This is a genomic window from Microbispora catharanthi (genome assembly GCF_006334915.2).
GTDB classification, from domain to species: Bacteria; Actinomycetota; Actinomycetes; order Streptosporangiales; family Streptosporangiaceae; genus Microbispora; species Microbispora catharanthi.
The window spans coordinates 32,670-59,651 of sequence record NZ_VDMA02000014.1 but is presented as its reverse complement, the minus strand read 5'-3'; the positions used below and the strand labels follow the sequence as shown (position 1 = coordinate 59,651).

Below are 26,982 nucleotides of genomic sequence, written 5' to 3'. Positions count from 1 at the left end.
CCCGCACCCCCGTCGGAAGTGCCCCCGGGGCGTGCCCCGCCCGAAATGCCCGACCGGGCGGGGCACGGCGCTCAGAGGATGCCGCGGTCGGCGAACGCACCGGTGACGGCGCTCGCCGCACTCGCGCCGTAGAGACGCCGAGCAGCGGCGACGGTCGCCTCGGCGGCCGCCTTGAACGTGGTGCCGGGGGCGAAGTCGAACTGCGCCTCGATGATCAGGGTGCTCGCCTTCCGGTCGCCGAGCACCCGGCGGATGTCCCACAGGGCGCGGGACCAGATCTCGCCGTCGGCGTGGACCTCGCCCCTGACGTCCTCGGGGTAGTGCTTGGTCCCGTCCAGCCGGCGCAGGCAGTGCGGGGCACTCGAGTAGCTCACCGAGTCCCAATCGGCCACGCAGGCCTCGTCCGTCCTGGTCGGAACACCGGTCGCCCAGCTGCTCACGGCCACGGCCAGATAGTCGCCGAAGGCCTCGCCGATCGCGCCGGACTCCAGCGTGGTGCCGAAACCGGGCACCTGGCCGTCCTGGACGCTGTGGCCGTACTCGTGGACGATCACCTCGGCGTCCTCGCCGTCGTCGATGCCGCCCTTGCCGAGGGTGATGTTGGCCTTGTCCTCGCGGAAGAAGGAGTTGTCGCCGCCGTACTGGTTGATGCGCAACTCGATCTGCCGCTGGTTCACCGGCCGCAGCGTGCTGCCGAAGCCGAGCGACTGGATGTAGTGCTGCGCGGTGGTCACCCAGTGGTAGCCCATGACCTGCTCGAACTGGTCCACGTCACGGTGGTAGGCCGGGAAGGCGCCGTCGGCGGCCTTGGCGGCGCCGCCGGTCGAGCTCTTCACGACGACGTACCGGCCGGTGAGCGTGCCGGAGCCGTCGAGGTCGGTCAGCGTGACCTTCGTGTACGCCGGCCCCAGCTCGGGCAGGTCGGCGTCCTTGGCGTCGGTGAGGTCCTGCAGGCCGAGCTGCTGCACGGGGTTGGGGGCGAAAACGGTCGCCGTCGCGGTCGCCGTGTACGCACCGGTCCGCGCGGCGGCGGGCGTGACGGGCGCGCTCACGACGGCGGTGGCGAGGGCGGCGGCCAGGGCGGCGGAACGTTTGGGGAGCATGAGTCCTCCGGAGAAAAGTGCACAAGTACCGGAGATCGTCGTCTCACCCCAGATAGGCCGCAAGAGCCGATACACGTCCGCAATGATCAATTTCGGTCAGATCCGACTAACCCGACCGTCGCCATCGCCAGTTCAGCTCGCCCGGCTGCGGAGCCGGGCCGGGGAGAGCCGCCACGTCGTCCCCGGTCACATCGGCTCCGGCGACACCGTCGAGCACCATCGACAGGAAGCGCCGCCGCAGCTCCCGCGTACGCTCCGGATCGGGCAGGCGGACGGCGGCGCACCCCTCCAGCACGAGACCGAAGTCGTCGGCGACGACGTCACGGCGCAACCGCCCGGTCGCGTGGGCCCGCTCCACCAGCCGGCCCATCATCTCCCCGGCCCGCTGCGCGTCGCGTCCCATCTCCTCGGTCGGCGTGAAGGTGCCGGCAAGGTGGACCGTGAGCGAGTGCACGTCGGCGTCGACGATCCGTTCGAGGAAGACGACGAGGGCCTTCCAGGCATCCGGCTCGGTCTCGACGGCCTCCGCCTCCTCGATCCAGCGACGCAGACCGTCGTGGCACAACCTGCGCAGCAGGTCCTCCTTGCCGGGATATCTCCGGTAGAGCGCACTCATTCCGACCCCGGCCCGCTCCGCGACGGCCGCGACCGGCGCCTTCGGATCGGCGAGGAAGACCTCCCTGGCGGCGTCGAGGATGGCGGCGTCGTTGCGCGCCGCCTGGCCCCGCCGTCCGGCGAGGCCGCTGGAACCGTGGTCGTCCATCTGCTTCGGCATGCGCTCACAGTAGCAGTGGAACAGAACATTCCGTTCTGCTATAGTCCTCAGTAGCGGAACGGAACATTCCGGTCTGAACGAGGAGAGGAAACACCGATGAACGAGACCACGACGGCGAGCTGGCGGACCCTGCTGACCCAGGCGCACGACGCGTTGCGCGACGCCGTCGCGGGCGTCGGCGACGAGGCGTGGGACTCCCCCACTCCGTGCGAGAAGTGGTCGGTCACCCAGGTGCTGCAGCACGCGACCGGGGACCAGATCGCCTTCGCCGCCGCGATCACCGGTGGGGCGTGGCCCTCCGAGGACCCGTTCTCGCCCTCCGGCCGCATCGAGGGCGACCCCCGAGCGCACCTGGCCGCGGGGCTGGACGCTTCGGCCCGCGCCTGGGCGACGGTGGACGACGACGCCGAGCAGGTGCCGGTGCCGCTCCCCCAGGGCCCCATGCCCGCATGGCTCGCGGCCGGCGCGTGCGCGCTCGACGCGGCGGTGCACGCCTGGGACATCGCCGTGGCCACGGGGCAGCCCTCGCCGCTCACCCCGGAGATGGCCCTGCCGCTGATGGAGGTCGCCACCCGGATCGTCGAACCGCTGCGGGCCTACGGCGCGTACGCTCCCGCGTTGGAAACCGGCGACGACGCCGGCGAAGTGGCCGTGCTGCTGGCCTACCTCGGCCGCCGGCCGATCTGACCCGGCTGGTGCGCCGCCGGCGCGACCCGCTGTTCGGCGATGCGGGCGAAGTCCTCGACCCTCAGCTGCTCCCCACGCGCCGAGGGGTCGATCCCGGCCCCGAGCAGGGCCTTCTCCGCGGCGGCCGCCGTTCCGGCCCAGGAGGCGAGCGCGGCGCGCAGCGTCTTGCGGCGCTGGGCGAACGCCGCGTCGACGGCGGCGAACACCTCCTCGCGGGTCGCCGTCGTCGCCGGCGGCTCCCGCCGTACGAGCGAGACCAGGCCGGAGTCGACGTTCGGCGCGGGCCAGAAGACGTTGCGCCCGACCGGACCGACCCGGCGCACGTCGGCATACCAAGCGGCCTTGACCGAGGGAACGCCGTAGATGCGCGACCCCGGCGCCGCGGCGAGCCGGTCGGCGACCTCCGACTGCACCATCACCAGCCCGCGCCGCAGCGACGGCAGCACCTCCAGCAGGTGCAGCACGACCGGCACTGACACGTTGTACGGCAGGTTGGCGACCAGCGCGGTCGGCTCGGTCCCGAGCTCGGCGGGCCCGACCTTGAGCGCGTCGGCGTGCACCACGGTCAGCCGGCCGGCCACCTCGGGGGCCCGCTCGGCGACCGTCAGCGGCAGCTGCTCCGCCAGCACCGGGTCGATCTCCACGGCGACGACCTCGGCGACCTCCGGGAGCAGGGCGAGGGTGAGCGAGCCGAGCCCCGGCCCGACCTCGATCGCCACGTCGTGCGGTGCGACCTCGGCGAGCCGGACGATCCGGCGGACGGTGCCGCCGTCGATCACGAAGTTCTGCCCCAGCTTCTTCGTCGGCCGGATGTTCAGCTTCTCCGCGAGTGCACGCACTTCGACCGGCCCGAGCAGACTCATGCCTCCAGTGTCCCCCGCGCTACCAGGCGCCGAAGACGGTCTCGCCGTTGGCCGTGATCCGGGCGGCGAGGTCGGCGACGTCCATGCCCTTGACCTCCGCGAGACAGCGGAGCGTGAGCGGGATCAGGTAGGGCGCGTTGGGCTTGCCCCGGTGCGGCGTCGGGGGCAGGTAGGGGGCGTCGGTCTCGACCAGCATCAGCTCGGGCGGGGCCACCGCCGCCGCCTCGCGCAGATATCCGGCGTTCTTGTAGGTCACCGGGCCGGAGAACGACATGAAGTAACCGGCGTCCACGCACCGCTTGGCCATCTCGGCGTCGCCGGAGAAGCTGTGGAAGACCACCACGTCGGGGGCGCCCTGGTCGGCGAGCACGGCGAGCACGTCGTCGTGCGCGTCGCGGTCGTGGATGACCAGGGCCCTGCCGGTCCGCTTGGCGATCTCGATGTGCGCGCGGAAGCTGGCGTGCTGGTCGTCCTTCGACGCCCAGTCGCGGAAGTAGTCGAGTCCGGTCTCCCCCACCGCCCGCACGTGCGGCCGCCGCGCGAGGTCCTCGATCTCGGCGAGGACCTCGGGCGTGGAGGCGTGCGCCTCGTTCGGGTGGATGGCCACGGCCGCGTAGACGTCCCGGTGCTCGCCCGCCACCTCGGCGTTCCACCGCGAGGAGGGCAGGTCGTATCCCACCGTCACCAGGCGCGTCACGCCGACCGACCTCGCCTCGGCGAGGATCGACGCGACGCTCGCCCCGGCCGCCTGGGCCGCCAGCGCGACGGGATCGCCCGAGGACGCCTGCCGGTTGCCGACCATGATGTCCAGGTGGCAGTGGCTGTCGAACACCTCCGCCGGCAGCGCCTCGGGCGGCGCGGGACGCTCACGCGACATGGTCAGGCGTTCTCCAGCCGCGGGAAGAGGATCTCGCCCTTGACGACCTGCGCCCCGGCGGGCAGCCTGCCCCAGGTGGCGACGTCGGCGATCCGCTGGTCGGCGAGCACGCCCAGGTGCGGCTCCGCCCCGAGGGACGCCCACAGCTTGGCGCTCGTGGCCGGCATGATCGGGTGGAGCAGGACCGCGATCGCGCGCAGCGACTCGGCCGCCGTGTAGAGGATCGTGGCGAGCCGCGCCTGCCCCTCGGGCGAGTCGTCCTTGGCCACCTTCCACGGCGCCTGGTCGCTCAGATAACCGTTGACCTGCTTGACGAAGTCGAAGACGGCGCCGATGCCGCCGGCGAAGTCCAGGTTGTCACCGATCATGGTGTCCGCCTGGGCCGCCGCCGCGGCCAGGCCGTCCGCGATCGCCTGCTCCGCGGGACCCGCGTCCTTCGCCTCGGGAAGGGTTCCGTCGAAATATTTGCCGATCATCGCCGCGACCCGGGATGCCAGGTTGCCGAAGTCGTTGGCGAGTTCGGAGGTGTAGCGGGCGGAGAAGTCCTCCCAGGAGAACGAGCCGTCCTGGCCGAACGGGATCGCCCGCAGGAAGTAGTAGCGGTAGGCGTCCACGCCGAAGTGGCTCGTCAGATCGCGGGGCGAGATGCCGGTGAGGTTGGACTTGCTCATCTTCTCGCCGCCGACCATGAGCCAGCCGTTGGCGAACACGCGCCCCGGCAGCGGCAGGCCGTTCGCCATGAGCATGGCGGGCCAGATGATCGCGTGGAACCGGAGGATGTCCTTGCCGACCAGGTGCACGTTCGCCGGCCAGGTGGCGTCGAACTTCGCCTGGTCGGAGCCGTATCCGACGGCCGTGGCGTAGTTGAGCAGCGCATCGATCCACACGTAGATGACGTGCTTGGAGTCCCAGGGGATCGGGACGCCCCAGTCGAAGGTCGACCGCGAGATCGACAGGTCCTGCAGGCCCTGCTTCACGAACTGCACGACCTCGTTGCGCGCCGAGGCGGGCTGGACGAAGTCGGGGTTCTGCTCGTAGAACTCGAGCAGGCGCGGGCCGTACGCCGAGAGCCTGAAGAAGTAGTTCTCCTCCTTCAGCCACTCCACCGGGCGCTTGTGGATCGGGCACAGGTCGCCCTCCAGCAGGTCGCCGGGGGACTTGTACTCCTCGCAGCCGACGCAGTAGGGCCCCTCGTAGCCGCCCTTGTAGATCTCGCCCTTGTCGTACAGGTCCTGCACGAACTCCTGGACGCGGTCGGTGTGACGCGGCTCGGTGGTGCGGATGAAGTCGTCGTTGGCGATCTGGAGGTGCTCCCAGAGCGGCTTCCAGGCGTCCTCGACGAGCTTGTCGCACCATTCCTGGGGTGACACGCCGTTCGCCTCGGCCGTACGCATGATCTTCTGACCGTGCTCGTCCGTGCCCGTGAGGTACCACACCTTCTCGCCGCGCTGGCGGTGCCAGCGGGTGAGCACGTCGCCCGCGACGGTCGTGTAGGCGTGGCCCAGGTGCGGGGCGTCGTTGACGTAGTAGATCGGCGTCGTCACGTAGAACGCCGACTCCCCGGATGCAGTCGTTCCTGTAGCCGCCATGTGCGAATCCTATCGGCCCCGGGGAGATGACTCCCCGGGTTAAAACGCCGGTGGCGTCCCTAGGCCACGGACTCGCGACCGGCGGTCTCGGACTCGCGGCTGACGGCCTCGGCGGCCTCCTCGGCGGCGGACGCCGCGATGTCGACCGGGTTCTCCCGCGTACGGCGAATGCCGAGGATGCTGATGAACAGCGACGCGAAGATCGTCTGGAAGCTCATGACGAACGCGGTCGCCGAGGGCACGACGAGGCGCAGCGACTCGGCCGGGATCAGCTCGCCGAAGCCGCGGCCGCCCCAGTGGGCGAGCGAGGCCACGAGGCCGACGAGACCGGCCACGGCCAGGGCGCCACCCGCGAGCAGGCCCTTCTCCAGCGTGACGACGTCCACCAGCCTGCGGATGCGCCGGTCCTCGGGGAGGAAGCCCTCCTCGGCCGCGTACACCTTGGTGAACAACGCGAACAGCACGGCCTGGAAACCGCTGACCACCATCGCGGACGCGCCGACCAGCGTGTCGACGTCGAAGGCGAGCTTGCCGATGTAGACCGGGCCGAACGTCAGCGCGGCCCCGGCGACGAGACCGAGGCTCATGAGCACCAGGCCCGGGATGAAGAACAGCCAGCGCGGGCTGTAGAGCAGCAGGAAGCGCAGGTGGCGCCAGCCGTCCCGCCAGGAGCGCAGGTGCGGCGGGCGGGAGCGGCCGTCGGGCGACAGCGTGGTCGGCACCTCGCGGACGTCGAGCCCCTGCAGGGTCGCCTTCACGACCATCTCGGAGGCGAACTCCATGCCGCCGGTCTGGAGCCCCAGCCGCAGGATCGAGTCACGGCGGAAGCCGCGCAGTCCGCAGTGGAAGTCGCCGATCGCGCTGGGGAAGAACAGCCGGCCGATGAACGACAGGACCGGGTTGCCCAGGTAGCGGTGGAGCGGGGGCATGGCCCCCGGGGCGATGCCGCCGCGGAACCGGTTGCCCATGACCAGCTCGGCGCCGTCCCGGAGCTGCTCGACGAAGGGCATCAGGCTGGTGAAGTCGTAGGAGTCGTCGGCGTCGCCCATGATGACGTACTTGCCTCGGGCGGCGCGGATGCCGCCGATCAGGGCGTTGCCGTAGCCCTTCTCGTCAATATGGACAACCCGGGCGCCCGCGTCACGGGCCAGCTGTTGCGAGCCGTCGGTGCTGCCGTTGTCGGCGATGACCACTTCGCCGTCGATTCCGTTCTCGCGCATGCAGGTGAGAGCCTTGCGAACACAGATCTCAACGGTCTCGGCCTCATTGAGGCATGGCATGACAACGGTAAGTTCCACGTCGCAACTCCTCGCATATGACGGCAGGACACCAATGATGCCCGCTTCCCAGTAGCGTCCGAGTCAAGTCCGCGAAACGGCTGGCATTCTGTAACCGTGACTCCACCCACCGCTGGAGCGGCGGGCTCCCCGCGTCGCCGGCCAAGCGGCGTCGCAGAGGACGAGCCCGGCCCGGAGAATTCTCAGCGCGCCGGCCACGTCGGCGTGCGCGGTATGCCCGCAGGTGAAGTGCCGGAACTCCGGCCGGGTGGCGTGGTTTTCCGCCACATGCCCGCGGGTGTCCATTCGAAGGAACCGGCGAAATTCGAGGGGAGGAAGCGCGGACGCACCCGCCGGCTGAAGCAGGCGGTCGGCTCCGCGCGACTTTGATGGTCGCGATCGCGGATCCTCCGTCGGTGAACGCCTCCCCGGTCGGCGGCTGGGGCCGTCCGCTCGCCCTGCTGCGCCGCCACCGGGTCTTCGCGGTCACGCTCGGCGTCGCCTTCGTGCTGCGGATCGTCACGATGCTGGGTTTCGGCCCGGCCATGTGGTTCAACGACTCCTACGACTACGTGTCCGTGGCGCTGCGCCCGCGTCCGCACCCGATCCGCCCCGACGGGTACAGCTTCTGGCTGCTGCTGCTCAAGCCGTTCCACAGTTTCTCGCTCGTGGTGTTGACCCAGCACCTCATGGGCCTGGCGGCGGCGTTCCTTATCTATGCGCTGCTGACCAGAAAATTTGGGATGCCAGGCTGGGGGGCGACGCTGGCCGCCGCCCCCGTGATGTTCGACGCCTACCAGATCCAGCTCGAACAGCTGATCATGTCGGACACCATGTTCATCCTGCTCGTCGTGGGCGTGGTGACGCTCGTGCTGTGGCGGGAGCGGATGACCTGGCAGGGCGGGACCGTGGTCGGCCTGCTGCTCGCGCTGACGGCGCTGACCCGGAGCATCGGCCTGCCCATCCTCGCCCTGGTCGTGGCCTATCTGGTGATCAAGCGGGCGGGCTGGAAGCCGATCGCCGCCATGATCGCCGCGTGCGCGCTGCCCGTGCTCGCCTACATGGGCTGGTTCAAGGCGGTGAACGGCCAGTTCGCGATGACCAACAGCGACGGGGTGATCCTCTACATGAGGACGTCGCTGTTCGCCGACTGCCACAAGATGAACATCGACGAGCGCCGCGAGCTCGAGCTGGCGCTGCTCTGCATCAACGTCGCGCCCAAGGACCGCGGCCTGTCCGCGCAGGCGTACCTGTGGTGGGACGACCAGAACCAGCTCCACGTCTTCGGCTCGGGCATGAAGTTCACCCCGGAGATCAACGCGAACGCCAGCGCGTTCGCGAAGAAGGCGATCCTGTCCCAGCCGGGCGACTACCTGGCCGCGGTGGCCAAGGACTTCTTCCGCGCCTTCCAGTGGGGCCGCCCGCGGTTCCCCGACGCCAAGACCTTCCTGCAGTACGAGTTCGACAACGAGTACACCCGCAAGCTGCCCAAGTGGAGCTCCTACCACAGCACCACGGACAAGGACGCCGAGGCGTACGAGAACGGCCCGGCCGCGACGCACGTGGTCTCGCCGTGGTCGGACATCATGATCGGCTACCAGAAGGTCGTACGGCTGCCGGGCATCGTGCTGGGCCTGCTGCTGTTGTTCGGCCTGTACGGCGTGGCGCGACGCTGGCGCGACCTCGGCGGGCCCGAACTGCTGCCCTGGCTGGGGGCGGTGGGACTGATCCTGGCCCCGGCGGCGACTGCCGAGTTCGACTACCGCTACCTGCTGCCCGCGGTGCCGCTCGCCTGCCTCGCCGCCGGCATCACCGCCGCCGGTCTGCTGGGCCGCCCCTCGCCGCGGCTGTCCTCCCTGCGCCTGTCGCCACTGCGCCCGTCTTCACTGCGCCCGTCATCGCGGCGCCGCCCCTCGCTCCGCTGACCCGGCACGCGGCGCCCGGCCCCCGTCCGGGGGTCAGGCGCCGCGGATCGCGTTTCCCGGGGTCGGGCGTTTTCCCGGGGTCGGCGTTTCCCTGGGTCAGACGCCGTGGACGGCGTTGTAGAGGTCGCGCTTGGGGACGCCGGCCGACTTGGCCACCTCGACGATGGCCTGCTTGCGTGGCACGCCCGCGCCCTCGCGCCTGGCCACCTCCTCGACCAGTTCCTCGATGCCCGGCGCGGCCTCCTCGGCGGTCCGTCCCGCCACCACCAGCGTGATCTCGCCCCTGACCTCGCCCGCGGCCCATTCGGCCAGCTCGCCGAGGCCGCCGCGCCGCACCTCCTCGTAGGTCTTGGTGAGCTCCCGGCAGACGGCGGCGGGCCGCTGCGCGCCGAAGGCCTCCGCCATCGCCTCCAAGGTCGCGTGCAGGCGGTGCGGCGCCTCGAAGAACACCATCGTGCGCTCCTCGGCCGCCAGCGCCGCCAGCCGCCTGGCCCGCTCCCCCGGCTTTCGCGGAGGGAACCCCTCGAAGCAGAACCGGTCGCTCGGCAGGCCGGAGACGGCGAGGGCGGTCGTCACCGCCGACGGGCCGGGCAGCGCCGTCACGGGCAGACCGGCCTCGACCGCGAGGCGGGTGAGCCGATAGCCGGGGTCGGAGACGCCCGGCATCCCCGCGTCGGTGATCACGACGACGGTCCGTCCCTCGCGCAGCGCCTCCAGCAACTCGGCGGCCCTGGCACTCTCGTTGGCGTCGTAGTAGGACACCACGCGGCCCCCGATGGCGATCTCCAGGTCGGCCGCGAGCCGCCGCAGCCGGCGGGTGTCCTCCGCAGCGATCACGTCGGCCGCGGCGAGCACCTCGCGCAGCCGTGGGGACGCGTCTTTGGGCTGGCCGATCGGGGCTGCGGCGAGAACGAGCACGCATCCACCCTATGGCGGGCGTGAAACATTCATCGACGAGCGGCCGGTTGGCCCAATCCACGCGCGACCCGTGTCCTTGGCGGGGACTCACCAGTAATCTGTCGGCGTGGCCGTGACCGACTATTCTCACAAGGCGTTCGAGCAGCCGGAAGAGGGACCACAGGACAACGCTCCCGCGGTTTCCCTGCGCGACCGGCTCGTGCCGCCCATGCCCGGCAGCGCCATGTGGGGCTGGCTCGGCCCCATCCTGGTCGCCCTCTTTGGCGGGTTCCTCCGGTTCTACCGGCTGGGCACACCGCATTCGGTCGTCTTCGACGAGACGTACTACGCCAAGGACGCCTTCGCCACCGTCAAGTACGGCGTCGAACGGCAGTTCGTGGACGGCGCGGACAAGCTCCTGCTCGCCGGCAACGAGCACATCTTCAAGCAGTGCGGCTCGGTGGGCGAGTGCGCCTCCTACGTGGTGCACCCGCCGGTCGGCAAGTGGCTGATCGGCTTCGGCGAGATGATCTTCGGAGCGAACCCGTTCGGCTGGCGCTTCACCGCCGCGCTGCTCGGCACGCTGTCCATCCTGATCCTCGCCCGCACCGCCCGCAGGATGACCCGCTCGACGCTGCTCGGCTGCGCGGCGGGCCTGCTGCTGTCCCTCGACGCCCTCCACTTCGTGCTGTCCCGTACGGCGCTGCTGGACATCTTCCTGATGTTCTGGGTGCTCGCCGGTTTCGCCTGCCTCGTGGCCGACCGGGACTGGTCCCGCGGCCGGCTCGCGGACTGGCGCGAGGCGGGGTCGCCCGCGGACGGTCCGCGGCTGGGCCTGCGGCCTTGGCGCCTGGCCGCCGGGGTGTGCCTCGGCCTGGCCATGGCCACCAAGTGGACCGGCGGCTTCTACATCGCCGCCTTCGCGATCATGTCGCTGCTGTGGGACGCGGGCGCCCGGCGGGCCGTCGGAACGCCCCGGCCGTACGGCGTGGTCGTCCGACGCGACCTGCCCCTCGCCGCCGCGTGGATGGCGGTCGTCCCGATCGTCACCTACGTCCTGTCGTTCACGGGGTGGTTCGTCACCGACAAGGGATACGGCCGCAACTGGGACCAGGCCACTTCGAGCGGCCCGGTCTACTTCGTCATCGACTCGCTCCGCTCGTGGTTCGACTACCAGAAGCAGGTGCTCACCTTCCACACCGGTCTGGAGACGAGCCACCCGTACCAGTCCGAGCCGTGGCAGTGGCCGCTGCTGCTGCGCCCGGTGGCGTTCTTCTACGAGTCGCCGAAGAACTGCGGCGCCGCCTCCTGCTCCTGGGCGGTCCTCGGCACCGGAACGCCGGTCATCTGGTTCGCCGGTGTGCTCGCGCTGATCGGCATGATCGCCTGGTACGTCGCGACCCGCGACTGGCGGGCGGGCGCGGTGCTGCTCGGCTACGCCGCCGGATGGCTGCCGTGGTTCTACTTCGCCATCGCGGACAACCGGACGATGTTCATGTTCTACGCGATGCCGATGGTGCCGTTCATGATCCTGGCACTCGTGCTGGCCTGCGGGCTGATCATCGGCAGGGAGAATCCGGCCCAGCCCAACCGGCGTGTGACCGGCACGGCCGTGGTCGGCGCGTTCGTGCTCCTGGCTCTGGTGAACTTCGGGTGGCTCTATCCCGTGATCGCCGCCGAGTCCATCCCGTACGACTCCTGGCACGCGAGGATGCTGTTCGACTCGTGGATCTGACACCCCCGTATGGTTGGGCGCGTACGTCGCGCCCTAAGGTGCACCCAGAGGGGGGGTGGTCGCGAGTGATGCCGGGTCGTCGTCAACGATGGGGTCGATACGGCAGACTGCGGGTCATGCCCGCACCTGACGTCGCCGCGCTCCTCGCCCAACTGGAGCGCTCCGAGCCGGACATCGCCGAGCCCGCCCGCGTCGCGGTCGAGTGGCTCGCCGGCGGCGAGGCGCTGGAGACCATCAGCCAGTTCGACGTGTGCGAGTTCCTCTGGTACACGCTGCCGATCAAGGTGCCGGGCGACCAGGCGACCATCGCCAGGGCCCTCGGCCGGCTGCTCAGGCTCGCGGGCATGGAGCGTTACGCCGCCCTGTGCGACTCCCCGGCCACCGCCCGGATCCTGCTGACGTACGCCAGGGAGGGCGAGGAGGCCGGGGCCGCGGCCTACCACCGTGAGCTCGAGGCCACCGGGGTGCTGCCCCCGGACGTCGCCGAGCTGTCGTGGAGCTCGATCATGGGGCCTGAGGAGCTCGGGGCGCACGTCGCGTGCGCGGCCGCCCTGGAGCTGGCCATCGTCACCGGCGACCCGGTGGACCGTGAGGAGCTGACCCGCCGCTGGCTCACCGCGCCCCGCGCCGAGCTGGGCGGCGACTGCTGGCTGCACCGGGTCCACGGCGAGCGGCTGAACCGCTGGGTGCTCGGACGCGGCACCGCCCGCCGCGAGCTCGCCCAGCCCTTCGAGGTGCGGCTGCACGCCCCCATCGCGGCTCCGGACGAGCCGCACCTTGAACCGCTGCGCTGGCTGCTCGGCCTGGCCCGCACCGGGGTCCGCCTGACCGAGCGGCTCAACGTCGGGCGTGCCGTGGCCGCCGAGGCGGCCGACCGGTTCGGCTGGGGCAATCGGACCAGGTCCGGGGTGGTGCGCGGCGAGGCCGACGTACCCGCTCTCACCGAGCTGCGGCAGATCGCCGTACACGATCTCGGGGCGCTGCGGCGCAGCGGCCGGAGGCTGGTGCTCACCACCACGGGCAGGAACCTGCTGGACGACCGCGCCGCGATGTGGGAGGCGGCCGCGCCCACGCTGCTCGTCCCCGCCCCCGGGGAGCACGACTTCGAGGTCTCCATCCGCGAGTCGGCACTGATGATCCTGGTGGACCGCGACGTGGTGCGGGACGGCGAGCTGCGCGACCGGGTCGCCGAGGTGGTCAACGGCGAGGGCTGGCGCGCCACGGACGGCGGCCGGGTCGGCGGCGCCGACCTCACCGGCCCGCTCGCCCGGCTCCGGCACCGCCTCGACGCCCTCGGGCTGGAGGCCGCGGCCCACACGCCGGAGGCGACGGGCCCAGCCCTGGAGACGGCGGTGGGCCGAGCGTCCGAGAGCGCGAGGCGTGCGGCGGGCGCCGTGCCGTGGCGGCTCACGGACGCCGGGCGGCGCGCCGCGCTCGCCGCGCTGCGCGCCCAGGCCCTGCGCCCCCGCCAGTACGCCGGCCTCGGCTGAACCCGGCCGGGCACCCCGCGTTCTGCGATGGCCGTATGCGCCTCGTGGGCGGCGCACGGTGCTGCGACTTTCAGGCGCGGCCGTCGAGGACCTCCAGGTAGTGGGCGTTGTACATGATCCCCACGATGTTGCCGAACGGGTCGGCGACCGAGGCGGTGACGAACCCGGGGCCGCGCTCCGTCGGCGCCTCGTGCTGGGCGGCGCCCATCGACAGCAGCCTGGCCAGGCTCGCCGTCACGTCGTCGACGTGCCAGTAGACGACGGCCCCGCCCGGCCCGCCCGCGTCGTGCGGCGCGTAGCGGCGGTCGATCAGTCCCAGTTCGTGCTGGTAATCACCGAGGCGGAACTCGGCGTAGGCGAGCCGCCCGTCCGGTCCCCGGCGCTCGAAGTACGCCTCCACACCGAGCAGCTCCGCGTACCACCTCTTCGCCTGCTCGACGTCGTCCGCCCGGAAACTCACGGTCGTCATTCCGCGCAACATTCGTGCTCCCTTCGTCGGAGATGAACGCTAGGAGGCCTTGAGGAACGTGCGGTTCCGCAACGCGCGGGAGACTGTGGCCATGCTGGAAACCTCCGTACGGCTGCTGCGGTTGCTGGCGCTGCTCCAGGCGCGGCCCGGCTGGTCCGGCGCCGAGCTGGCGGACCGGCTCGCGGTGACCACCAGAACTGTGCGCAACGACGTCGAGCGGCTGCGCATCATGGGCTACGAGATCCACTCGACGACCGGCACGGCCGGCGGTTACCGGCTGGGCGCGGGGTCCGCCCTGCCCCCGCTGCTGCTAAACGACGAGGAGGTCGTCGCGGTGGTCGTCAGCCTGCAGGCCGCCGCGGGCAGCACCGTGACCGGCATCGAGGAGACCTCGCTGCGCGCGCTCACCAAGCTCCAGCGCATGCTGCCGTCGCGGCTGCGGCACCGGATCGAGGCCGTACGCGCCGCCACGGTCGCGGTGCCGGGCCACGGCCCCACCGTGGATCCGGAGACGCTGACATCGATCGCCGCGGCCGTCCGCGACCACGAGACCCTGCGCTTCGACTACCTCGACCACCGGGGCGACGAGGGGCGCCGCACGGCCGAGCCGCACCGGCTCGTGTTCACCGGGCGGCGCTGGTATCTGCTGGCCTGGGACGTCGACCGGCGCGACTGGCGGACCTTCCGCGCCGACCGCGTGCGGCTCCGCACCCCCAACGGCCCCCGCTTCACCCCGCGCGAACCACCCGAGGGCGACGCCGCCGCCCACGTCGTACGCGGGGCGGGCTCGGCCGCCTGGAGGCACCCTGCCGTCGTGAGGCTGCACGCGCCCGTCGAGGTCATGGGCGCGAGGCTCACCGCCGCGGCCGGCCTGCTGCGCGCCGACGGCGCGGACGCCTGCGTGCTGGAGACAGGCGGCGACTCACTTCACAATCTGACGGCCTTCCTCACCGCGCTCGACGTGCCCTTCACCGTGCTCGACCCGCCCGAGCTGCGCGCCCACCTGCGTGCGCTCGCCGAGCGCTACCGGGCGGCGGGGGGCGGGTAGCGTCTGAGGTCATGCCGGACGAGACACTTGCCGCGGACGACGACATCCGACACGTGAACGCGTTCTGGCGGAGGCTGGGCCTGCCCGGTCTGATCGACGTCCACACCCATTTCATGCCGGAACGCGTCCTGACCAAGGTGTGGGCGTACTTCGACTCCGCCGGGCCGCTCGTCGGCCGGACCTGGCCGATCACCTACCGGCTGCCCGAGGACGACCGCGTCGAACGGCTCAGGGCGTTCGGCGTGCGGGCGTTCACCTCCATGCTCTACCCCCACAAGCCCGGCATGGCGGAGTGGCTGAACGACTGGGCCGCCGGCTTCGCCGCCCGGGTGCCCGGCTGCCTGCACACGGCGACGTTCTTCCCCGAACCCGGCGCCGCGCGATACGTCGCGCGGGCGGTCGAGGCGGGTGCCCGGGTGTTCAAGGCGCACCTCCAGGTCGGCGGGTACGACCCGAACGATCCGCTGCTCGACGAGGTCTGGGGGCTGCTGGAGGATCACGGCGTCCCGGTGGTGACACACTGCGGATCAGGCCCGGCCCCCGGCCCGCACACCGGGCCGGAGCCGATCGCGGCCCTGCTCGCCCGGCATCCCCGGCTGCCGCTCGTGATCGCCCACATGGGCACTCCCGAGTACGCCGAGTTCCTCGCCCTGGCCCTGCGTCATCCGGCGGTCTGCCTGGACACGACGATGGCCTTCACCGGCTTCACCGAGGAGACCGCGCCCTTCCCCCGGGATGCCGTCCCGCTGCTGCTGGAGCTTCAGGACCGCGTCCTGCTCGGCACCGACTTCCCCAACATCCCCTACCCGTACGCGGAGGCGCTGTCGGCCCTCGCCGGCCTGGAGCTCGGGGACGGGTGGCTGCGCGCGGTCTGTCACGACAACGCCGCCAGGATCTTCGGTCTGTCCGAGGTGGAAGGCCGAAGGTGATTCTCGCGGACCGGGGGGTTCAGGAAGACAGGCTGTCGTCGGCCGGTGCCGTCGTCACCTCGGCAGGGGCGGACGGGAGGCACAGGACGAAGCGGGCGCCGACGGGGCTGTCCTCGATCGTCAGGCTGCCGTCGTGGGTCTGCGCGATCTGCCTGGCGATCGGCAGTCCCAGCCCCGCGCCCCCGGCGTCCCTGCTGCGAGCCGCGTCCAACCGGGTGAACCGGTCGAACACCATCTCGCGCTTGTCCCGTTCGATGCCCGGCCCGTCGTCGACGACTTCCAGCACCGCCCTCCCCTGGGGGAAGCGGCGATCGCCGCCGTCGCCGCCGGGCTCGTGCCGTACGGACACGGTGATCGTCGAGGAGGCGTGCCGTTCGGCGTTGTCGAGAAGGTTGGTCAGCAGGCGGGCCAGACCCACCCTGTCGCCCAGCACGAGCGCCCCGGGCTGGAGGGCGGATTCGATCCGCTTGGCCGGGTGACGGCGGTTGCGCAGCTCAGCGGCCACGACCTCGGCCAGATCGAGCCGGTGCTGATCTCCGCGCATGCCGTGGTCGAGTCGTTCGAGGGTGAGCAGGTCGTGCACGATCGCCTGCAGCCGGTCGAGGCTGGGCAGGAGGACCGAACCCAGCTCGGGCACGCTGGTCTCCTGCGGCGCGAGAAGCCCGTCCTCCACCTCCGCGCGCATGGCCGCTATCGGAGTGCGCAGGTCGTGGGAGGCGTTGGAGACGAACTCACGCTGTTGCCGCAGCGCGCTCTGGACCTGCCGCAGCGCGGTGTCCAACCGGCCGAGCGTGTGGTTGACGCTCTCGGCCATCCCCTGGATCTCGTCGTCCGTGGCCGGCACCGGCACACGGCGACTGGGGCAGTCCCCGTTGATCTCGTCGAGCTCCGCCCGAATGGCGTTCACCGGCCTGAGCGATGCCCGTACGTTCCGGTAGCCGAGGTAGGTGATCGCCGCGGCCAGCGCCGCCGCGCCCACTCCCACCAGCCCGGCCAAGCGGGGGTCGACCCACGGGGGCACCTCCGGGGAAGCGCTGTAGACCATCCACCTCTCGCCCGCGCGGTGCGCCCACTGCGCCACGACGATGTTGCAGTCGGCAGCCGCGAAGATGCCGCCGCACACGACGCAGGTCGCGCTGTTCCTGCTGTCCCGCGGAATGAAGCGCGCCATCCTCGGCATGCCCCGCACATCGGGGGTCGAAGCGACCACGCGGCCGGACGGGTCGACCACCTGAAGGTGGCGGAACTCGCGCTCGGCAAGGGGGTAGGCCAGCTGTCCCCGCTCCATCTGGACGGCCACGCGGCCGCCCGCCGCCGCGACCTCCCTGGTGACGGTGTCGCTGGCGTAGCGGTGCACGGCCGTCATGAGGAGCAGGGCCAGCAGCGCGCACAGCAGGGTCGCCACCACCCCGGTGAACAGGGTGATGCGGCTGGTGATGGAGAAGCGGCCCTGCAGGTTCATCCTGTCCCCTCCGGCCAGTGGACCACATGGGGCGGAAAGGGCCGGGAAAGAGGCGACCCCTCAATCTCCACGGAGCGTCAAGGCCCTGCCCGCATCTCCTGTGGAACACCAAGGGTTCCTCCGCGTCTCCTCCACGTGACTCCACGGGAGACAGCCGCCGACCGCGGCCCTGCTCTCCTCGGCCTCCAGCCGGCGCCGGCCGACCAAGGCGCGGGAAACCAGGCTTCCCACTCACCTTCAGGGGCGTTGACAGAGCGCTAGCCGCAGGTGGCATCCGGCTCCCGAGCAGCGAAAAGGCCCGCCAGGTGGATCACCTGACGGGCCTTCGTCGTGGTGGAGCTATGGGGATTTGAACCCCAGACCCCTTCGATGCGAAGCCAATTCGCGGGTGATGCGATCTGGAGGAAGGTGCTGCCTGAGCTGCCAAGACCGTTCATTGTCGTTCGCGTAAGGCCGTGGTTGTTCGTGCCGGTCGTCACCCAGTTAGTCACCTTCCCTCGCGTGCCTGGAGATCGGGGGGCTTGCCTTGCTCGACGCTACGACTGGTTAGGGATCTTCGCCCGGGCGGAACCAGGCTGGACCGGCTCCGCCAGCGGAGCACTGGGAGGTCGCCGAATCTTGCCAATTTGGTTGTCCCGCCCCGATCATGCAGCGCGTCCCCTTATGGTGAGCGAGAGCCGTTAGTCGTCACGGGGAGATCAATGTGGCAGATGTAAATATCCCTCTGGGTGCCGAGAGTGAAGATTTGGACATCTCTCGCGCATTAATGGTCTATGACGAATTGAGTGACGCGGAGCGCCGTGAGGTCTTCCGTAACCTCTACAGTGCAATAGCCGCCTTCAGACAAACATCTAACGTTGACCACCTCATCACATTCGCGGACAGTGTTGAGCTGATGGTCAACCTCAAGCCGGAGGATCGGCAGGCTCTACGCATCGCCGCCTCAACGCCGGTGCGGCCTGAGGAGTTGATCGACCTAGACGAGGTGCGGAAGATCCTCAAGGAGTAACGATGGCGAAGCTGCTGCGGGTCACTCCACAAAGTCTGCGTGTGATCACAGAGTGGAGGGAGCGAGCCGCAGTAAGCGATCGGGGATTGATCGATGAACTTCTCTCGACACTGGACGACGAGAAGACTTGGGAAAAACGCTGGCATAGCGCGGATTATCCTGCTGATCGGTCGATCAAAGTAGTTTCGCCTCGTAAGGGCTTATGGGTATACCTCCGCTTTCCCATTGGTGCCGTCGATATCATCACTATCAGTTATGGCAACGGAGATGAATTTGATGGTGACTTCGACTAGCTAGCAGTCCTAATCTGCGCTATGCCGTCATTTTGCCTCGGCCTTCGGTCCAACTTCTGTAGGGCCCTGTCCCTCTGCTGCCTGGTTGCAAACGGGAGCCAGTCATGACGTGGTGGGCTCGTCGCCCTACTGAAGAGGCAGTTACGGGCCGGTGGTGTGTGGTCGTGTGAGGCGGCCTTGCTGTAGCGGTTGCTGTACAGCACCAGGTCGACCAGGTTCATCTCACTCAGGGGTCCACACCCCTTTTACGATTGGGCAGTGGCCGTTCCGTTTCGCGCCGGTTCCTCAGTTGGTGCCATGCGTGGCTGCATCCGCCTGCGCAGTAGCGCTCACGTCGGCGCCCGTCCGCGACAGCCAGAAGCGCGACCAGAAGACGGAATGCCTTGACGCGCTCGTCCTGTGGCAAATTGATGATCTTCGCCAGTTGCTCAGCCAGTCGCCCCCGCGTTATCAGCACCGCCGGAGTGTGGGTGACCCGTATCCCCGCCAAGAGGACACTCTCCGGCCCATCCTCGACGACGGCACCAGCCTGAATGCAGTAGTAGGCGAGATCGCGTAGCACGACCAACTGGTCCTCAGCTGTTAGCCCCTCGAACCAGACGACACCCCACGACACCGGACGAATGTCCTGCGCCAACTCATTCAGAATGACCGCATGCTCATGCACGTCACCCTGACTATCATGACCAGCCGGATTGCTGTACGCGGCCCCCTCGCTGAGCACCGGTTTGGGCACGCAGTTGGTCACGCATCCAAGGTAGGCGGAGCGCGGTGATGCGGACCAGTCGATCTGTAGGCCGGGTTCGATTTCCGCGCGCTCTCTACCTGCGGCGAATCGCTTCGCATGACAGGTGACCTGCGTTAGCGCTTCCGTTCGCTGCCATCGCTTGACAGCGTTTTCCGAGAGCGTGTGCCCCCGCTCGGCGGAGGCAGTGCCCAACTTAGACCTCTCGATCGGGCTTCCCGAGCAACGAGTGGTAGTCATATCCGAGCTCGTCAAGACGGGTGCGGACCCATTGAGTATGTGCGTCGTCTGCTCCTTGCAGAAGGAGTCTCAGGCTCTCACTGGCCCTTCGCTCCCGTTGCCGCTTGCTGCGCGATCCAAGACTTCCGGGCAAGTTGTGGCATATGTCGGCGATCACCCGTATCTGCTCGTGGTAATCCTCCGGGCCGTCAATCCACTCCAGGAGCGTCGGATCGCGACGGTAACTCACGGTGCGGATCTCTATGAATGCCAAGCTCATCAGACCTATGACGGCCTCCTGCGCCGAAATTCGCATTCGAACCACCGGGTTCTCCCACGCTCGTGCGGACCCGCACATTATCCGCTGGCCTGATCTCTCGTCTGCCGTCGACCCATCGCGAAACGACAGCGGGCCGGGGACGGAGGGTCAAGCCCTGCCTTGCGTGTACCTGCCTCCCGGTGACCTTCCTCGCGCGCTGGTTGTCCTGCTGGCACGGCTGGGCTTGACCTGGAGGAGCCGGGCTGCTGGGCTCTGCCTGGGTCGATGGCGGGCGAGCGATCAGGACTTCCAGCCCAGCCACCTACGGCGCCAGCTCTGCGCGGCCCCCTCTCGGAGTCGGAGGCCCCGGGGTTTGGGGCAGCGCCCCAAGGCCCTTTCTCCTGCACCTTCCGCCCCGCCCCCTCTTCCCGCTCCTTCTTCCTCTCTCCTTCCGTCTGCCAGCGTCGCCCTTGTGGTCTCCGGGTTCTTCGGCGTCGTGGTGCCGCTCGTGGCCAACGACCCGTTCACCTTTTGGGGAGAGAGATCACTTTTCGCACATTGCCGCTTTGCCGCCATCGGTTGAACACCGCGCCGCTTGTCGGCGCAGGGTGCGCGCCGCCTGCCGGCGGGACCGGCCGGAGAGCCGCAGCCCGCCGGCGGGGCGGGCGCGCGGCCCAGCGGTAGACACAACCTGTGTCCGCGTGCTTTCCCCTTCGGGAGTGCGGGCCGTGATGGCTTCTTGGCTGCGCTGTGCCTCCCACCGTCGTTCGACCCCCTCACGGTGTCACTGGAAGACAGCTCTGGAAACAGCCCTCTCCTCTGCCGATTCCTTCCCCGGCGGGTCCTCCCCCTGGTGGCCCGCCTTCTGCTCTGGATCGTCGAGCCCGCCGCCCCTCTTGTGCTTGCGCCCTTCCCTCCCGTCCCTGCACATTAAAGTGATCTCATCCCGACAAGCGGTGTAGAGAGGGCGCCCGAGGCGTGGCCAAACCGGCGGGAGTACGAGGCGGTAGACGGGAGGTCCGTACGCGTGATGCACGACCGGCATCCTGAATAGTCCCCGCCGGACCTCTTCTCACGGCAATCCGCCGAAGGCGGCTTGATCCTCGTCCGTGCGGTCTCTCGCGCTCAGGCCCGGGACAAGGTCAAGCGCAACGTGGTCATGCTGTGCGAGATCCCCAAGGGCAGACAGGGGCGCCCGTCGAAGTCGCTCACGCTCGACCAAGCCGAAGCGGTGCTCGCGGCGGCCGAAGGAACGAGTATGCACGCCTACATCGTGGTTTCACTCCTGACCGGCGCCCGGACCGAGGAGTTGCGCGCGTTGACCTGGTCACATGTGGACTTGGAGGGCGAGCCGCCGTCAATCATGGTGTGGCGGTCCGTCCGGGCTGGCGGGGACACGAGAACCGAGAAGTCTCGCCGGACGCTCGCCATGCCGAAGCGCTGTGCGGACGCGCTCAAAGCTCACCGTGAGCGGCAGGCCGTCGCGCGCAAAAGCGGCTGGCGCCCGATGGCAGGACCATGGCCTCGTCTTCGCCTCTGCGGTGGGGACTGCTCTCGACTCTCATAACGTACGGCGCGCCTTCCGCAAGGTGGTAAAGAAGGCGGGACTGAACGAGAAGGAGTGGACGCCCCGGAAGATGCGGCACAGCTTCGTGTCGCTGCTGTCGGCCAGCGGAGTGCCGATCGAGAACATCTCGCGCCTGGTGGGTCACAGCAACACGAAGGTCACCGAGACCGTCTACCGCAAGCAACTCCGCCCGGTGCTCCTTGAAGGGGCTGAAGCCATGGATCAGCTTTTCTCCGACTGAATAAGATCTTCAGGCCGACCAAGATTACGAAGGATGTCGCATGTGGCCGTTTCGGAGAAAGAAGCGTGAGCAAGTCGATCTGGAGGAGCGGTCACCCCAGCTTGGGATCAAGCACAAGGACCTAATGGTGATGAATCAGCTGGTCAAGGCCGGTGCCGATCTTGAGCAGCCTCGACACGTGATCTTCTATCTGTACGCCCCGACTCTCGAGGCTGCTCAAAGCATCGCCAAGGATGCCGACAGTGCCGAGTACAGCTTGCGTACTGAGGTCGGCAAGCCCTCCCCGGAGTACCCAGACAGCTGGCCGGTGACCTGTGAAACAAACGCGGTGGTCTCACCCGACTTCGTACGGGAGACGGGCAACCTCTTCGATGCCCTAGCTGCTCGGTACCACGGTGAGTACGACGGTTGGGAGGCCGCCGCCTCCCCGTGAGGCTTAGTCACTCAGTTAGTCACTCAGAGAAGCAGAGAGGCCGGTCCCGCTGGGCGGAACCGGCCTCTGTCGTGGTGGAGCTATGGGGATTTGAACCCCAGACCCCTTCGATGCGAACGAAGTGCGCTACCGGACTGCGCTATAGCCCCAACGACCTCGACTAGATTAGCAAACTCTCCGGGGTGTTCGCGCCACCGACTCAGTCTCCGGCCGCGCGGCGCCCGTCGGCGTACTGGTCGAAGACCTGGACGCGCTTGCGCGCCTCGAACTTGATGATCTCCGCCTCGCGGGCCGCCGCCGCCAGGGCGCGGCGGCGTTCCCGCCGGCGGCGCAGGTGCTCGGCCCGCGCCCGGGCGGCCTTCTCCCGCTGCTCCCTATCCGCGCGTACGGCCACGCGCAGCACGGCGAAATAGCCGACGAGGAGCACGCCCGAGGGCGCGACGGCCCACCAGGGCATCACGCGGACGGCCGCGGTGACCACGGAGGCCAGCACGAGCAGGATGCTCCACAGGAGCCGCCGCCGGCGCCGGGCGAGGATCCTGGCGCGGCGGTGGGCGGCGACACGGCGGGCCCGTGCGTGCCGCTCCGCCGCGATCTGGTCCGGGGTGACGGTCTCCGCAGCGGAGGACGCGGCGGGATCGGCGGAGCCCGCGGACACGGCCGGCGGGGTGACGACCGTGTCGGCGTCGCCGCCGTCCGCGTCACCGGTGCCGCCGGAGGCGCCGTCGGAAGCGTCGTCGGAACCGGCGGCCTCAGCGGAGTCGTCCACGGCGGGCGGCTCGGACAGCGTGAACGCCTCCGCCTGCTCCTCGAACAGCTCGTCGTCGGTGTGCCGGTCCCGGCGCAGCCACATGGGCAGCAGGACGCTGAGCCACATGACGACGATGGCGAGGTAGAGCAGGGCGCTACCCATGCGGCCACCTCCGGACCGCCGTACGGGCGCGCCCGAGGGCATGGTGAACACGTCCGTGGCCCTGTGTCGGCGGAGAGGTGTTCACGTCACGCACCGTAGGACTGTGTGTCACTGAATGACGAGCATTCAGTCCGGTGTGTCGCGAGATCGTCAAAGCTCTTCATGTAATTCGATCCCGTGCGAGCCCGTGGTTCCCACAGGCCACGCGCGTCGCTCGCGATGAGGACCCGCTACCGGTGGGCCAGCGGCGGCCGGGGTGCGATGGACGGAGTCCGGTTCCTCATGCGGATGCCTCCCGTGGCGCGGTTTCGGTTACCGCCACGGAGCATCACAGCGCCCGCTAGTGATCGGCTTGCCCTTCGATTGCAGCCGGCCGGGCGCCGTCTCCTAACCGGGGCTGGACTCGCTGCGGCGGGCGGCCGAGTTCATGGTGCGGCGCCACTGGACGAGCAGTCCGCGCGGCACGTCCTCGACGGTCAGCGCGTAGCAGATGTGGTCGCGCCAGGCGCCGTCGATGTGCAGTTGACGCCGGCGGATGCCCTCCTCGCGGAACCCGAGCTTCTCCACGACTCTGCGGCTGGCGTGGTTCTCCGGCCGGATGTTGGCCTCAAGCCGGTGTAAACCGGTCGTGAAGAAGCAGTGGTCCACCGCCATGGCGAGCGCCGTCGGAATGATGCCCCGCCCGGCGAGCGCACCGTCGACCCAGTAGCCCACCTGCGCGGAGCGGGCCGACCCCCACACGATCGCCCCCACGGTGAGCTGCCCGGCGAAGCGTCCCTCGTACGTGACGACCCAGGGCATGGCGAGCCCCTGGCGGGCCTCGCGGCGCAGCGTGCCGACCATCGAGACGTACGGCCCGAGACCGGTGCGGAACAGCGGGGTCTCCGGGTTGCTCGGCTCCCAGGGCCGGAGCCATTCGGCGTTACGCAACCGGGTGTCGCGCCAGTCCCGCACGTCACGCAGGCGCAGCGGCCGCAGCCCGACGGGCCCCTCGGCCATGGATGCCGGCCAGCCGCGAAGTCGATCCATTCGTCAATCATCCACCGGAACGCGGTCAACGCGCCACGCGGGACGCGCCCCGGTCTCGGCGGACTCCTCAGCGGGCATGGTCGCCGCCGTGGATCTGATCGACCACGTGACCCAGGATCGTGGTCAGCACGGCCATGCCGTCCCGTACGCCGCCGGAGGACCCGGGCAGGTTGACCACCAGCGTCCTGCCGGCCTGCCCGGCGAGACCGCGGGACAGGATCGACGTCGGCACCTTCTCCCGGTTGAACTGGCGTATGGCCTCGGCGATGCCGGGGATCTCCCGGTCCAGCACCCGGCGGGTCATCTCCGGGGTGAGGTCGAGGGGCGTCACCCCGGTGCCGCCCGTGGTGACGATCACGTCGTAGCCCTCGGCGACGCCCTCGCGCAGCGCGGCCTCGACGGCGTCCCCGTCGGGGACCACGCGGGGCCCGTCCACCCGGTCGCAGCCCGCCTCCTCGAGGAGGGAGGCCAGCAGCGGCCCTGAGCGGTCCTCGTAGACGCCCGCGGACGCCCTGTTGGACACCGTCACCACCAACGCGCGCACGCCCTCACTCCTGTCCGGACCGGGTCCAGTGGCCCGTCTTGCCGCCCGTCTTCTCCTCGACCCGAACATCGCTGATCACCGCTGTCGGGTCCACCGCCTTGACCATGTCCACCAGCGCGAGCGCCGCGACGGTGACGGCCGTGAGCGCCTCCATCTCGACGCCGGTCCTGTCGGCCGTACGGACCCGGGCGGTGATCTCCACCCCTTCGTCCACGACGGCCAGGTCGACCTTCACGCCGGTCAGGGCGATCGGGTGGCACAGCGGCACGAGGTCGGGGGTGCGCTTGGCGCCCATGATCCCGGCGATCCGCGCGACGCCGAGCGCGTCGCCCTTGGGCACGTCACCCGCGCGGAGCACGGCCACCGCCTCCGGCGACAGCAGCACCCGGCCCGTCGCGACGGAGGTACGCGCGCTGACGTCCTTCTCTGAGACGTCCACCATCCGGGCGGCGCCCGACTCGTCCACGTGAGTCAGCTTCATAGCGGTATCACCTCCACCTCGGCGCCCTCGGGCAGCGAGGTCACGTCCTCCGGCACCACGATCAGCGCGTTCGCCCCGGCCAGCGCCGCGAGCTGGTGCGAGCCCTGCCGGGTCACCGGCGCCACGGTCTCCCCGGCAAGCACGGCCCGCAGGTATGACCGCTTCCCCTCGGGAGACCGCAGCGGCGCGGTCACCGTGGCCCGTACGGTCGGGGGCGGCCCGGCCGGGAGACCCTGCATCGCCCGCAGAGCGGGCTTGACGAAGAGCACGAACGACACGAACGACGAGACCGGGTTGCCCGGCAGCGTGAAGATCGGCACGCGGTCGGGCCCCACGACGCCGAAGCCCTGCGGCATGCCCGGCTGCATGGCGACCTTCTCGAAGGTCACCGTGCCCAGCGGGGACAGGGCCTCCTTGACCGGCTCGTACGCCCCCATCGAGACGCCGCCGCTGGTGATCACGGCGTCGGCCCGCAGGAGCTGGGCGTCCAGCGTGTCCATGAACTCCTTGGGGTCGTCGGTCACCGAACCGGCCCGGAACCCCTCCGCCCCGGCCTCGCGTACGGCCGCGGCGAGCATGAAGCTGTTGGACTCCCAGATGCGGCCCGCGCCCAGCGGGGTGCCGGGCTCGGCGAGCTCGGCACCCGTGGACAGCACGACCACCCTCGGCCGGGGCCGCACCAGCACCCGGCGCCGGCCGACCCCGGCGAGGATGCCGATCTGGGCGGGCCCGATCCTGGCGCCCTCGCGGAGCACCACGTCGCCCGCCCGCACGTCCTCACCCGCCCGCCGGATCGCGTTGCCGACCGGCGCCGGCCTGTCGATCCGTACGCGGGCGGTGCCCCCGTCGGTCCACTCCACGGGCACGACGGCGTCGGCGCCGACGGGCATCGGCGCCCCGGTCATGATGCGGGTGACCAGGCCGGGGCCGAGGGCGTTCAGCCCGCCGTCCCCCGCCGCCACGTCGCCGATCACGGGCAGTGTGACGGGCGTGGCGGCCACGTCCTCGGCCCGTACGGCGTAGCCGTCCATCGCCGAGTTGTCGAACGGCGGCAGCGCGACGGGCGAGGCGACGTCCTCGGCCAGCACGGCGCCGAGGGCGGCCTCGATCTCGACCTCGAGCGGTGCGAGCGGGCGCACCGTCGCGAGGATGCCGGCGAGATGGCGGTCGACGGGCTTCATCGGCTCACTGTCCGGACTTGTTCAGGAACTCCCGCAGCCACGGCAGGAACTCGGGGGCGAGGTCGTCCCGGTTCGCGGCGAACTGCACCACGGTCTGCAGATACTCCAGCTTGTTGCCGGTGTCGTAGCGACGGCCGCGGAACAGCACGCCGTGCACCGGACCGCCCTCCTCCGGGCCCATCGAGGCCAGGGTGCGCAGGGCGTCGGTGAGCTGGATCTCGCCGCCGCGCCCGGGCGGGGTCCGCTCCAGCACGTCGAACACGGCGGGATCGATCACGTACCGCCCGATGATGGCCCAGTTCGAGGGCGCCTCGTCGGCCGGGGGCTTCTCCACGAGGTCGGTGACGCGGACGACGTCGTCCTCGTCGGTCGGCAGGATGGCGGCGGCGCCGTACAGGGAGACATGCTCGCGTGGCACCTCCATCAGCGCGACGACGCTGCCGCCGTAGGTCGCGCGCACCTCGATCATGCGCTTGAGCAGCGGGTCGCGGGGGTCGATGATGTCGTCGCCGAGCAGGCAGGCGAACGGCTCGTGGCCGACGTGCTGCTTGGCGCACAGGACGGCGTGGCCGAGGCCCTTGGGCTCACCCTGCCGCACGTAGTGCATGGTGGCGAGGTCGACAGGCTCCTTCACCTGGTTGAGCCGCTCCTCGTCGCCCTTGGCGCGAAGAGCGTCCTCCAACTCGTACGCTACGTCGAAGTGGTCCTCGATCGAGCGCTTGTTGCGGCCGGTCACCATGAGGACGTCGAGCAGCCCGGCGGAGACGGCCTCCTCCACCACGTACTGGATGGCCGGCTTGTCGACGATGGGCAGCATCTCCTTGGGGGTCGCCTTCGTCGCGGGAAGGAAGCGGGTGCCGAGACCCGCGGCGGGCACGACGGCTTTGGTCACGGGATCGAAGTCAGCCATGAGTAGACACTAACGGAGCAGTCTTTGGACAA

At 70.0% G+C, this 26,982-nt stretch carries 26 protein-coding genes and 1 tRNA gene; 10 read left to right on the top strand and 17 right to left on the bottom strand.

What is annotated here, in order from left to right; all coding sequences use genetic code 11:
- Positions 1–71: 71 nt before the first annotated feature.
- Positions 72–1,103 carry a M4 family metallopeptidase gene (locus FH610_RS24915; RefSeq protein WP_139577258.1) on the bottom strand — a complete coding sequence of 344 codons (1,032 nt, stop codon included), beginning with the start codon at positions 1,101–1,103 and terminating at the stop codon, positions 72–74.
- A 106-nt stretch (positions 1,104–1,209) separates the two neighbouring features.
- Positions 1,210–1,878 (bottom strand): TetR/AcrR family transcriptional regulator, encoded by a 669-nt coding sequence (locus FH610_RS24910; RefSeq protein WP_240809174.1) that lies wholly within the window; start codon positions 1,876–1,878, stop codon positions 1,210–1,212.
- A 96-nt stretch (positions 1,879–1,974) separates the two neighbouring features.
- Here FH610_RS24910 and FH610_RS24905 point away from each other — a divergent pair, with 96 nt between their 5' ends.
- Positions 1,975–2,565 carry a TIGR03086 family metal-binding protein gene (locus FH610_RS24905; RefSeq protein WP_139577257.1) on the top strand — a complete coding sequence of 197 codons (591 nt, stop codon included), beginning with the start codon at positions 1,975–1,977 and terminating at the stop codon, positions 2,563–2,565.
- Here FH610_RS24905 and rsmA read toward each other — a convergent pair.
- Genes rsmA through FH610_RS24885 form a run of 4 tightly spaced genes read right to left on the bottom strand, consistent with a single transcriptional unit; the run spans position 2,541 to position 7,192 of the window.
- A complete protein-coding gene (gene rsmA, locus FH610_RS24900; RefSeq protein WP_139577256.1) occupies positions 2,541–3,428 on the bottom strand; it encodes a 16S rRNA (adenine(1518)-N(6)/adenine(1519)-N(6))-dimethyltransferase RsmA in 888 nt (295 codons plus the stop codon). The two genes, FH610_RS24905 and rsmA, sit on opposite strands and share 25 nt — an antisense overlap.
- Positions 3,429–3,447: 19 nt before the next feature.
- Positions 3,448–4,305 (bottom strand): TatD family hydrolase, encoded by an 858-nt coding sequence (locus FH610_RS24895; protein WP_139577255.1) that lies wholly within the window; start codon positions 4,303–4,305, stop codon positions 3,448–3,450.
- A 2-nt stretch (positions 4,306–4,307) separates the two neighbouring features.
- A complete protein-coding gene (metG, locus tag FH610_RS24890; RefSeq protein ID WP_139577254.1) occupies positions 4,308–5,894 on the bottom strand; it encodes a methionine--tRNA ligase in 1,587 nt (528 codons plus the stop codon).
- 59 nt (positions 5,895–5,953) lie between these two features.
- Positions 5,954–7,192, bottom strand: coding sequence for a glycosyltransferase family 2 protein (locus FH610_RS24885; RefSeq protein WP_205826036.1), 1,239 nt, complete (start codon positions 7,190–7,192; stop codon positions 5,954–5,956).
- Positions 7,193–7,587: 395 nt separating this feature from the next.
- Between FH610_RS24885 and FH610_RS24880 the strand changes: the two genes are divergently transcribed.
- Entirely contained in the window at positions 7,588–9,096 is a 1,509-nt protein-coding gene (locus FH610_RS24880; protein ID WP_205826035.1) for a hypothetical protein, read from the top strand.
- A 96-nt stretch (positions 9,097–9,192) separates the two neighbouring features.
- On the opposite strand, the gene rsmI is transcribed toward FH610_RS24880, so the two are convergent.
- On the bottom strand, positions 9,193–10,014 hold the full coding sequence (gene rsmI / locus FH610_RS24875) for a 16S rRNA (cytidine(1402)-2'-O)-methyltransferase (protein WP_139577252.1): 822 nt from the start codon (positions 10,012–10,014) through the stop codon (positions 9,193–9,195).
- A gap of 106 nt (positions 10,015–10,120) precedes the next feature.
- Here rsmI and FH610_RS24870 point away from each other — a divergent pair, with 106 nt between their 5' ends.
- The gene (locus FH610_RS24870) at positions 10,121–11,728 is read left to right on the top strand and encodes a dolichyl-phosphate-mannose--protein mannosyltransferase (protein ID WP_139577251.1); all 1,608 of its coding nucleotides are present in this window, start codon (positions 10,121–10,123) and stop codon (positions 11,726–11,728) included.
- Between the two features lie 116 nt (positions 11,729–11,844).
- Positions 11,845–13,218, top strand: coding sequence for a hypothetical protein (locus tag FH610_RS24865; RefSeq protein ID WP_139577250.1), 1,374 nt, complete (start codon positions 11,845–11,847; stop codon positions 13,216–13,218).
- A 70-nt stretch (positions 13,219–13,288) separates the two neighbouring features.
- On the opposite strand, the gene FH610_RS24860 is transcribed toward FH610_RS24865, so the two are convergent.
- Positions 13,289–13,687, bottom strand: a complete 399-nt coding sequence (locus FH610_RS24860; RefSeq protein WP_338104579.1) for a VOC family protein — start codon at positions 13,685–13,687, stop codon at positions 13,289–13,291.
- 91 nt (positions 13,688–13,778) lie between these two features.
- On the opposite strand from FH610_RS24860, the gene FH610_RS24855 reads away from it, so the two are divergent.
- Both FH610_RS24855 and FH610_RS24850 read left to right on the top strand, forming a co-directional pair.
- Entirely contained in the window at positions 13,779–14,735 is a 957-nt protein-coding gene (locus tag FH610_RS24855) for a helix-turn-helix transcriptional regulator (RefSeq protein WP_139577248.1), read from the top strand.
- Between the two features lie 11 nt (positions 14,736–14,746).
- Positions 14,747–15,664, top strand: coding sequence for an amidohydrolase family protein (locus FH610_RS24850; protein WP_139577247.1), 918 nt, complete (start codon positions 14,747–14,749; stop codon positions 15,662–15,664).
- Between the two features lie 19 nt (positions 15,665–15,683).
- Here the strand turns inward: FH610_RS24850 and FH610_RS24845 are convergent, their stop codons facing one another.
- A complete protein-coding gene (locus FH610_RS24845; protein ID WP_240809173.1) occupies positions 15,684–17,126 on the bottom strand; it encodes a sensor histidine kinase in 1,443 nt (480 codons plus the stop codon).
- A gap of 703 nt (positions 17,127–17,829) precedes the next feature.
- On the opposite strand from FH610_RS24845, the gene FH610_RS24840 reads away from it, so the two are divergent.
- The gene (locus FH610_RS24840; protein ID WP_139577246.1) at positions 17,830–18,135 is read left to right on the top strand and encodes a hypothetical protein; all 306 of its coding nucleotides are present in this window, start codon (positions 17,830–17,832) and stop codon (positions 18,133–18,135) included.
- Between the two features lie 2 nt (positions 18,136–18,137).
- Positions 18,138–18,428 (top strand): hypothetical protein, encoded by a 291-nt coding sequence (locus tag FH610_RS24835; RefSeq protein ID WP_139577245.1) that lies wholly within the window; start codon positions 18,138–18,140, stop codon positions 18,426–18,428.
- Between the two features lie 226 nt (positions 18,429–18,654).
- Here the strand turns inward: FH610_RS24835 and FH610_RS24830 are convergent, their stop codons facing one another.
- The gene (locus FH610_RS24830) at positions 18,655–19,176 is read right to left on the bottom strand and encodes a DUF5958 family protein (protein WP_205826034.1); all 522 of its coding nucleotides are present in this window, start codon (positions 19,174–19,176) and stop codon (positions 18,655–18,657) included.
- A 1,941-nt stretch (positions 19,177–21,117) separates the two neighbouring features.
- Here FH610_RS24830 and FH610_RS45295 point away from each other — a divergent pair.
- Together FH610_RS45295 and FH610_RS24820 are read left to right on the top strand one after the other, a co-directional pair.
- Positions 21,118–21,459, top strand: a complete 342-nt coding sequence (locus tag FH610_RS45295) for a tyrosine-type recombinase/integrase (protein ID WP_276607701.1) — start codon at positions 21,118–21,120, stop codon at positions 21,457–21,459.
- Between the two features lie 40 nt (positions 21,460–21,499).
- Positions 21,500–21,892 carry a ribonuclease E inhibitor RraB gene (locus FH610_RS24820; protein ID WP_139577244.1) on the top strand — a complete coding sequence of 131 codons (393 nt, stop codon included), beginning with the start codon at positions 21,500–21,502 and terminating at the stop codon, positions 21,890–21,892.
- A 72-nt stretch (positions 21,893–21,964) separates the two neighbouring features.
- On the opposite strand, the gene FH610_RS24815 is transcribed toward FH610_RS24820, so the two are convergent.
- From FH610_RS24815 to galU, 7 genes are all read right to left on the bottom strand, one after another.
- Positions 21,965–22,041: transfer RNA gene (locus tag FH610_RS24815), tRNA-Ala, on the bottom strand.
- A 50-nt stretch (positions 22,042–22,091) separates the two neighbouring features.
- Positions 22,092–22,805, bottom strand: coding sequence for a divisome protein SepX/GlpR (sepX, locus tag FH610_RS24810; RefSeq protein ID WP_139577243.1), 714 nt, complete (start codon positions 22,803–22,805; stop codon positions 22,092–22,094).
- Positions 22,806–23,192: 387 nt separating this feature from the next.
- On the bottom strand, positions 23,193–23,834 hold the full coding sequence (locus tag FH610_RS24805) for a GNAT family N-acetyltransferase (protein WP_139577242.1): 642 nt from the start codon (positions 23,832–23,834) through the stop codon (positions 23,193–23,195).
- A 67-nt stretch (positions 23,835–23,901) separates the two neighbouring features.
- Positions 23,902–24,378 carry a MogA/MoaB family molybdenum cofactor biosynthesis protein gene (locus FH610_RS24800; RefSeq protein WP_240809172.1) on the bottom strand — a complete coding sequence of 159 codons (477 nt, stop codon included), beginning with the start codon at positions 24,376–24,378 and terminating at the stop codon, positions 23,902–23,904.
- Positions 24,379–24,382: 4 nt separating this feature from the next.
- Positions 24,383–24,859: a cyclic pyranopterin monophosphate synthase MoaC gene (moaC, locus tag FH610_RS24795; protein WP_139577240.1), complete on the bottom strand. Its 477-nt coding sequence runs from the start codon at positions 24,857–24,859 to the stop codon at positions 24,383–24,385.
- Positions 24,856–26,040, bottom strand: coding sequence for a molybdotransferase-like divisome protein Glp (gene glp / locus FH610_RS24790; protein ID WP_139577239.1), 1,185 nt, complete (start codon positions 26,038–26,040; stop codon positions 24,856–24,858). Before glp ends, moaC begins: the two co-directional genes overlap by 4 nt.
- A gap of 4 nt (positions 26,041–26,044) precedes the next feature.
- Complete coding sequence (galU, locus tag FH610_RS24785) at positions 26,045–26,950, bottom strand: UTP--glucose-1-phosphate uridylyltransferase GalU (RefSeq protein ID WP_139577238.1); 906 nt, start codon at positions 26,948–26,950, stop codon at positions 26,045–26,047.
- Positions 26,951–26,982: the final 32 nt, after the last annotated feature.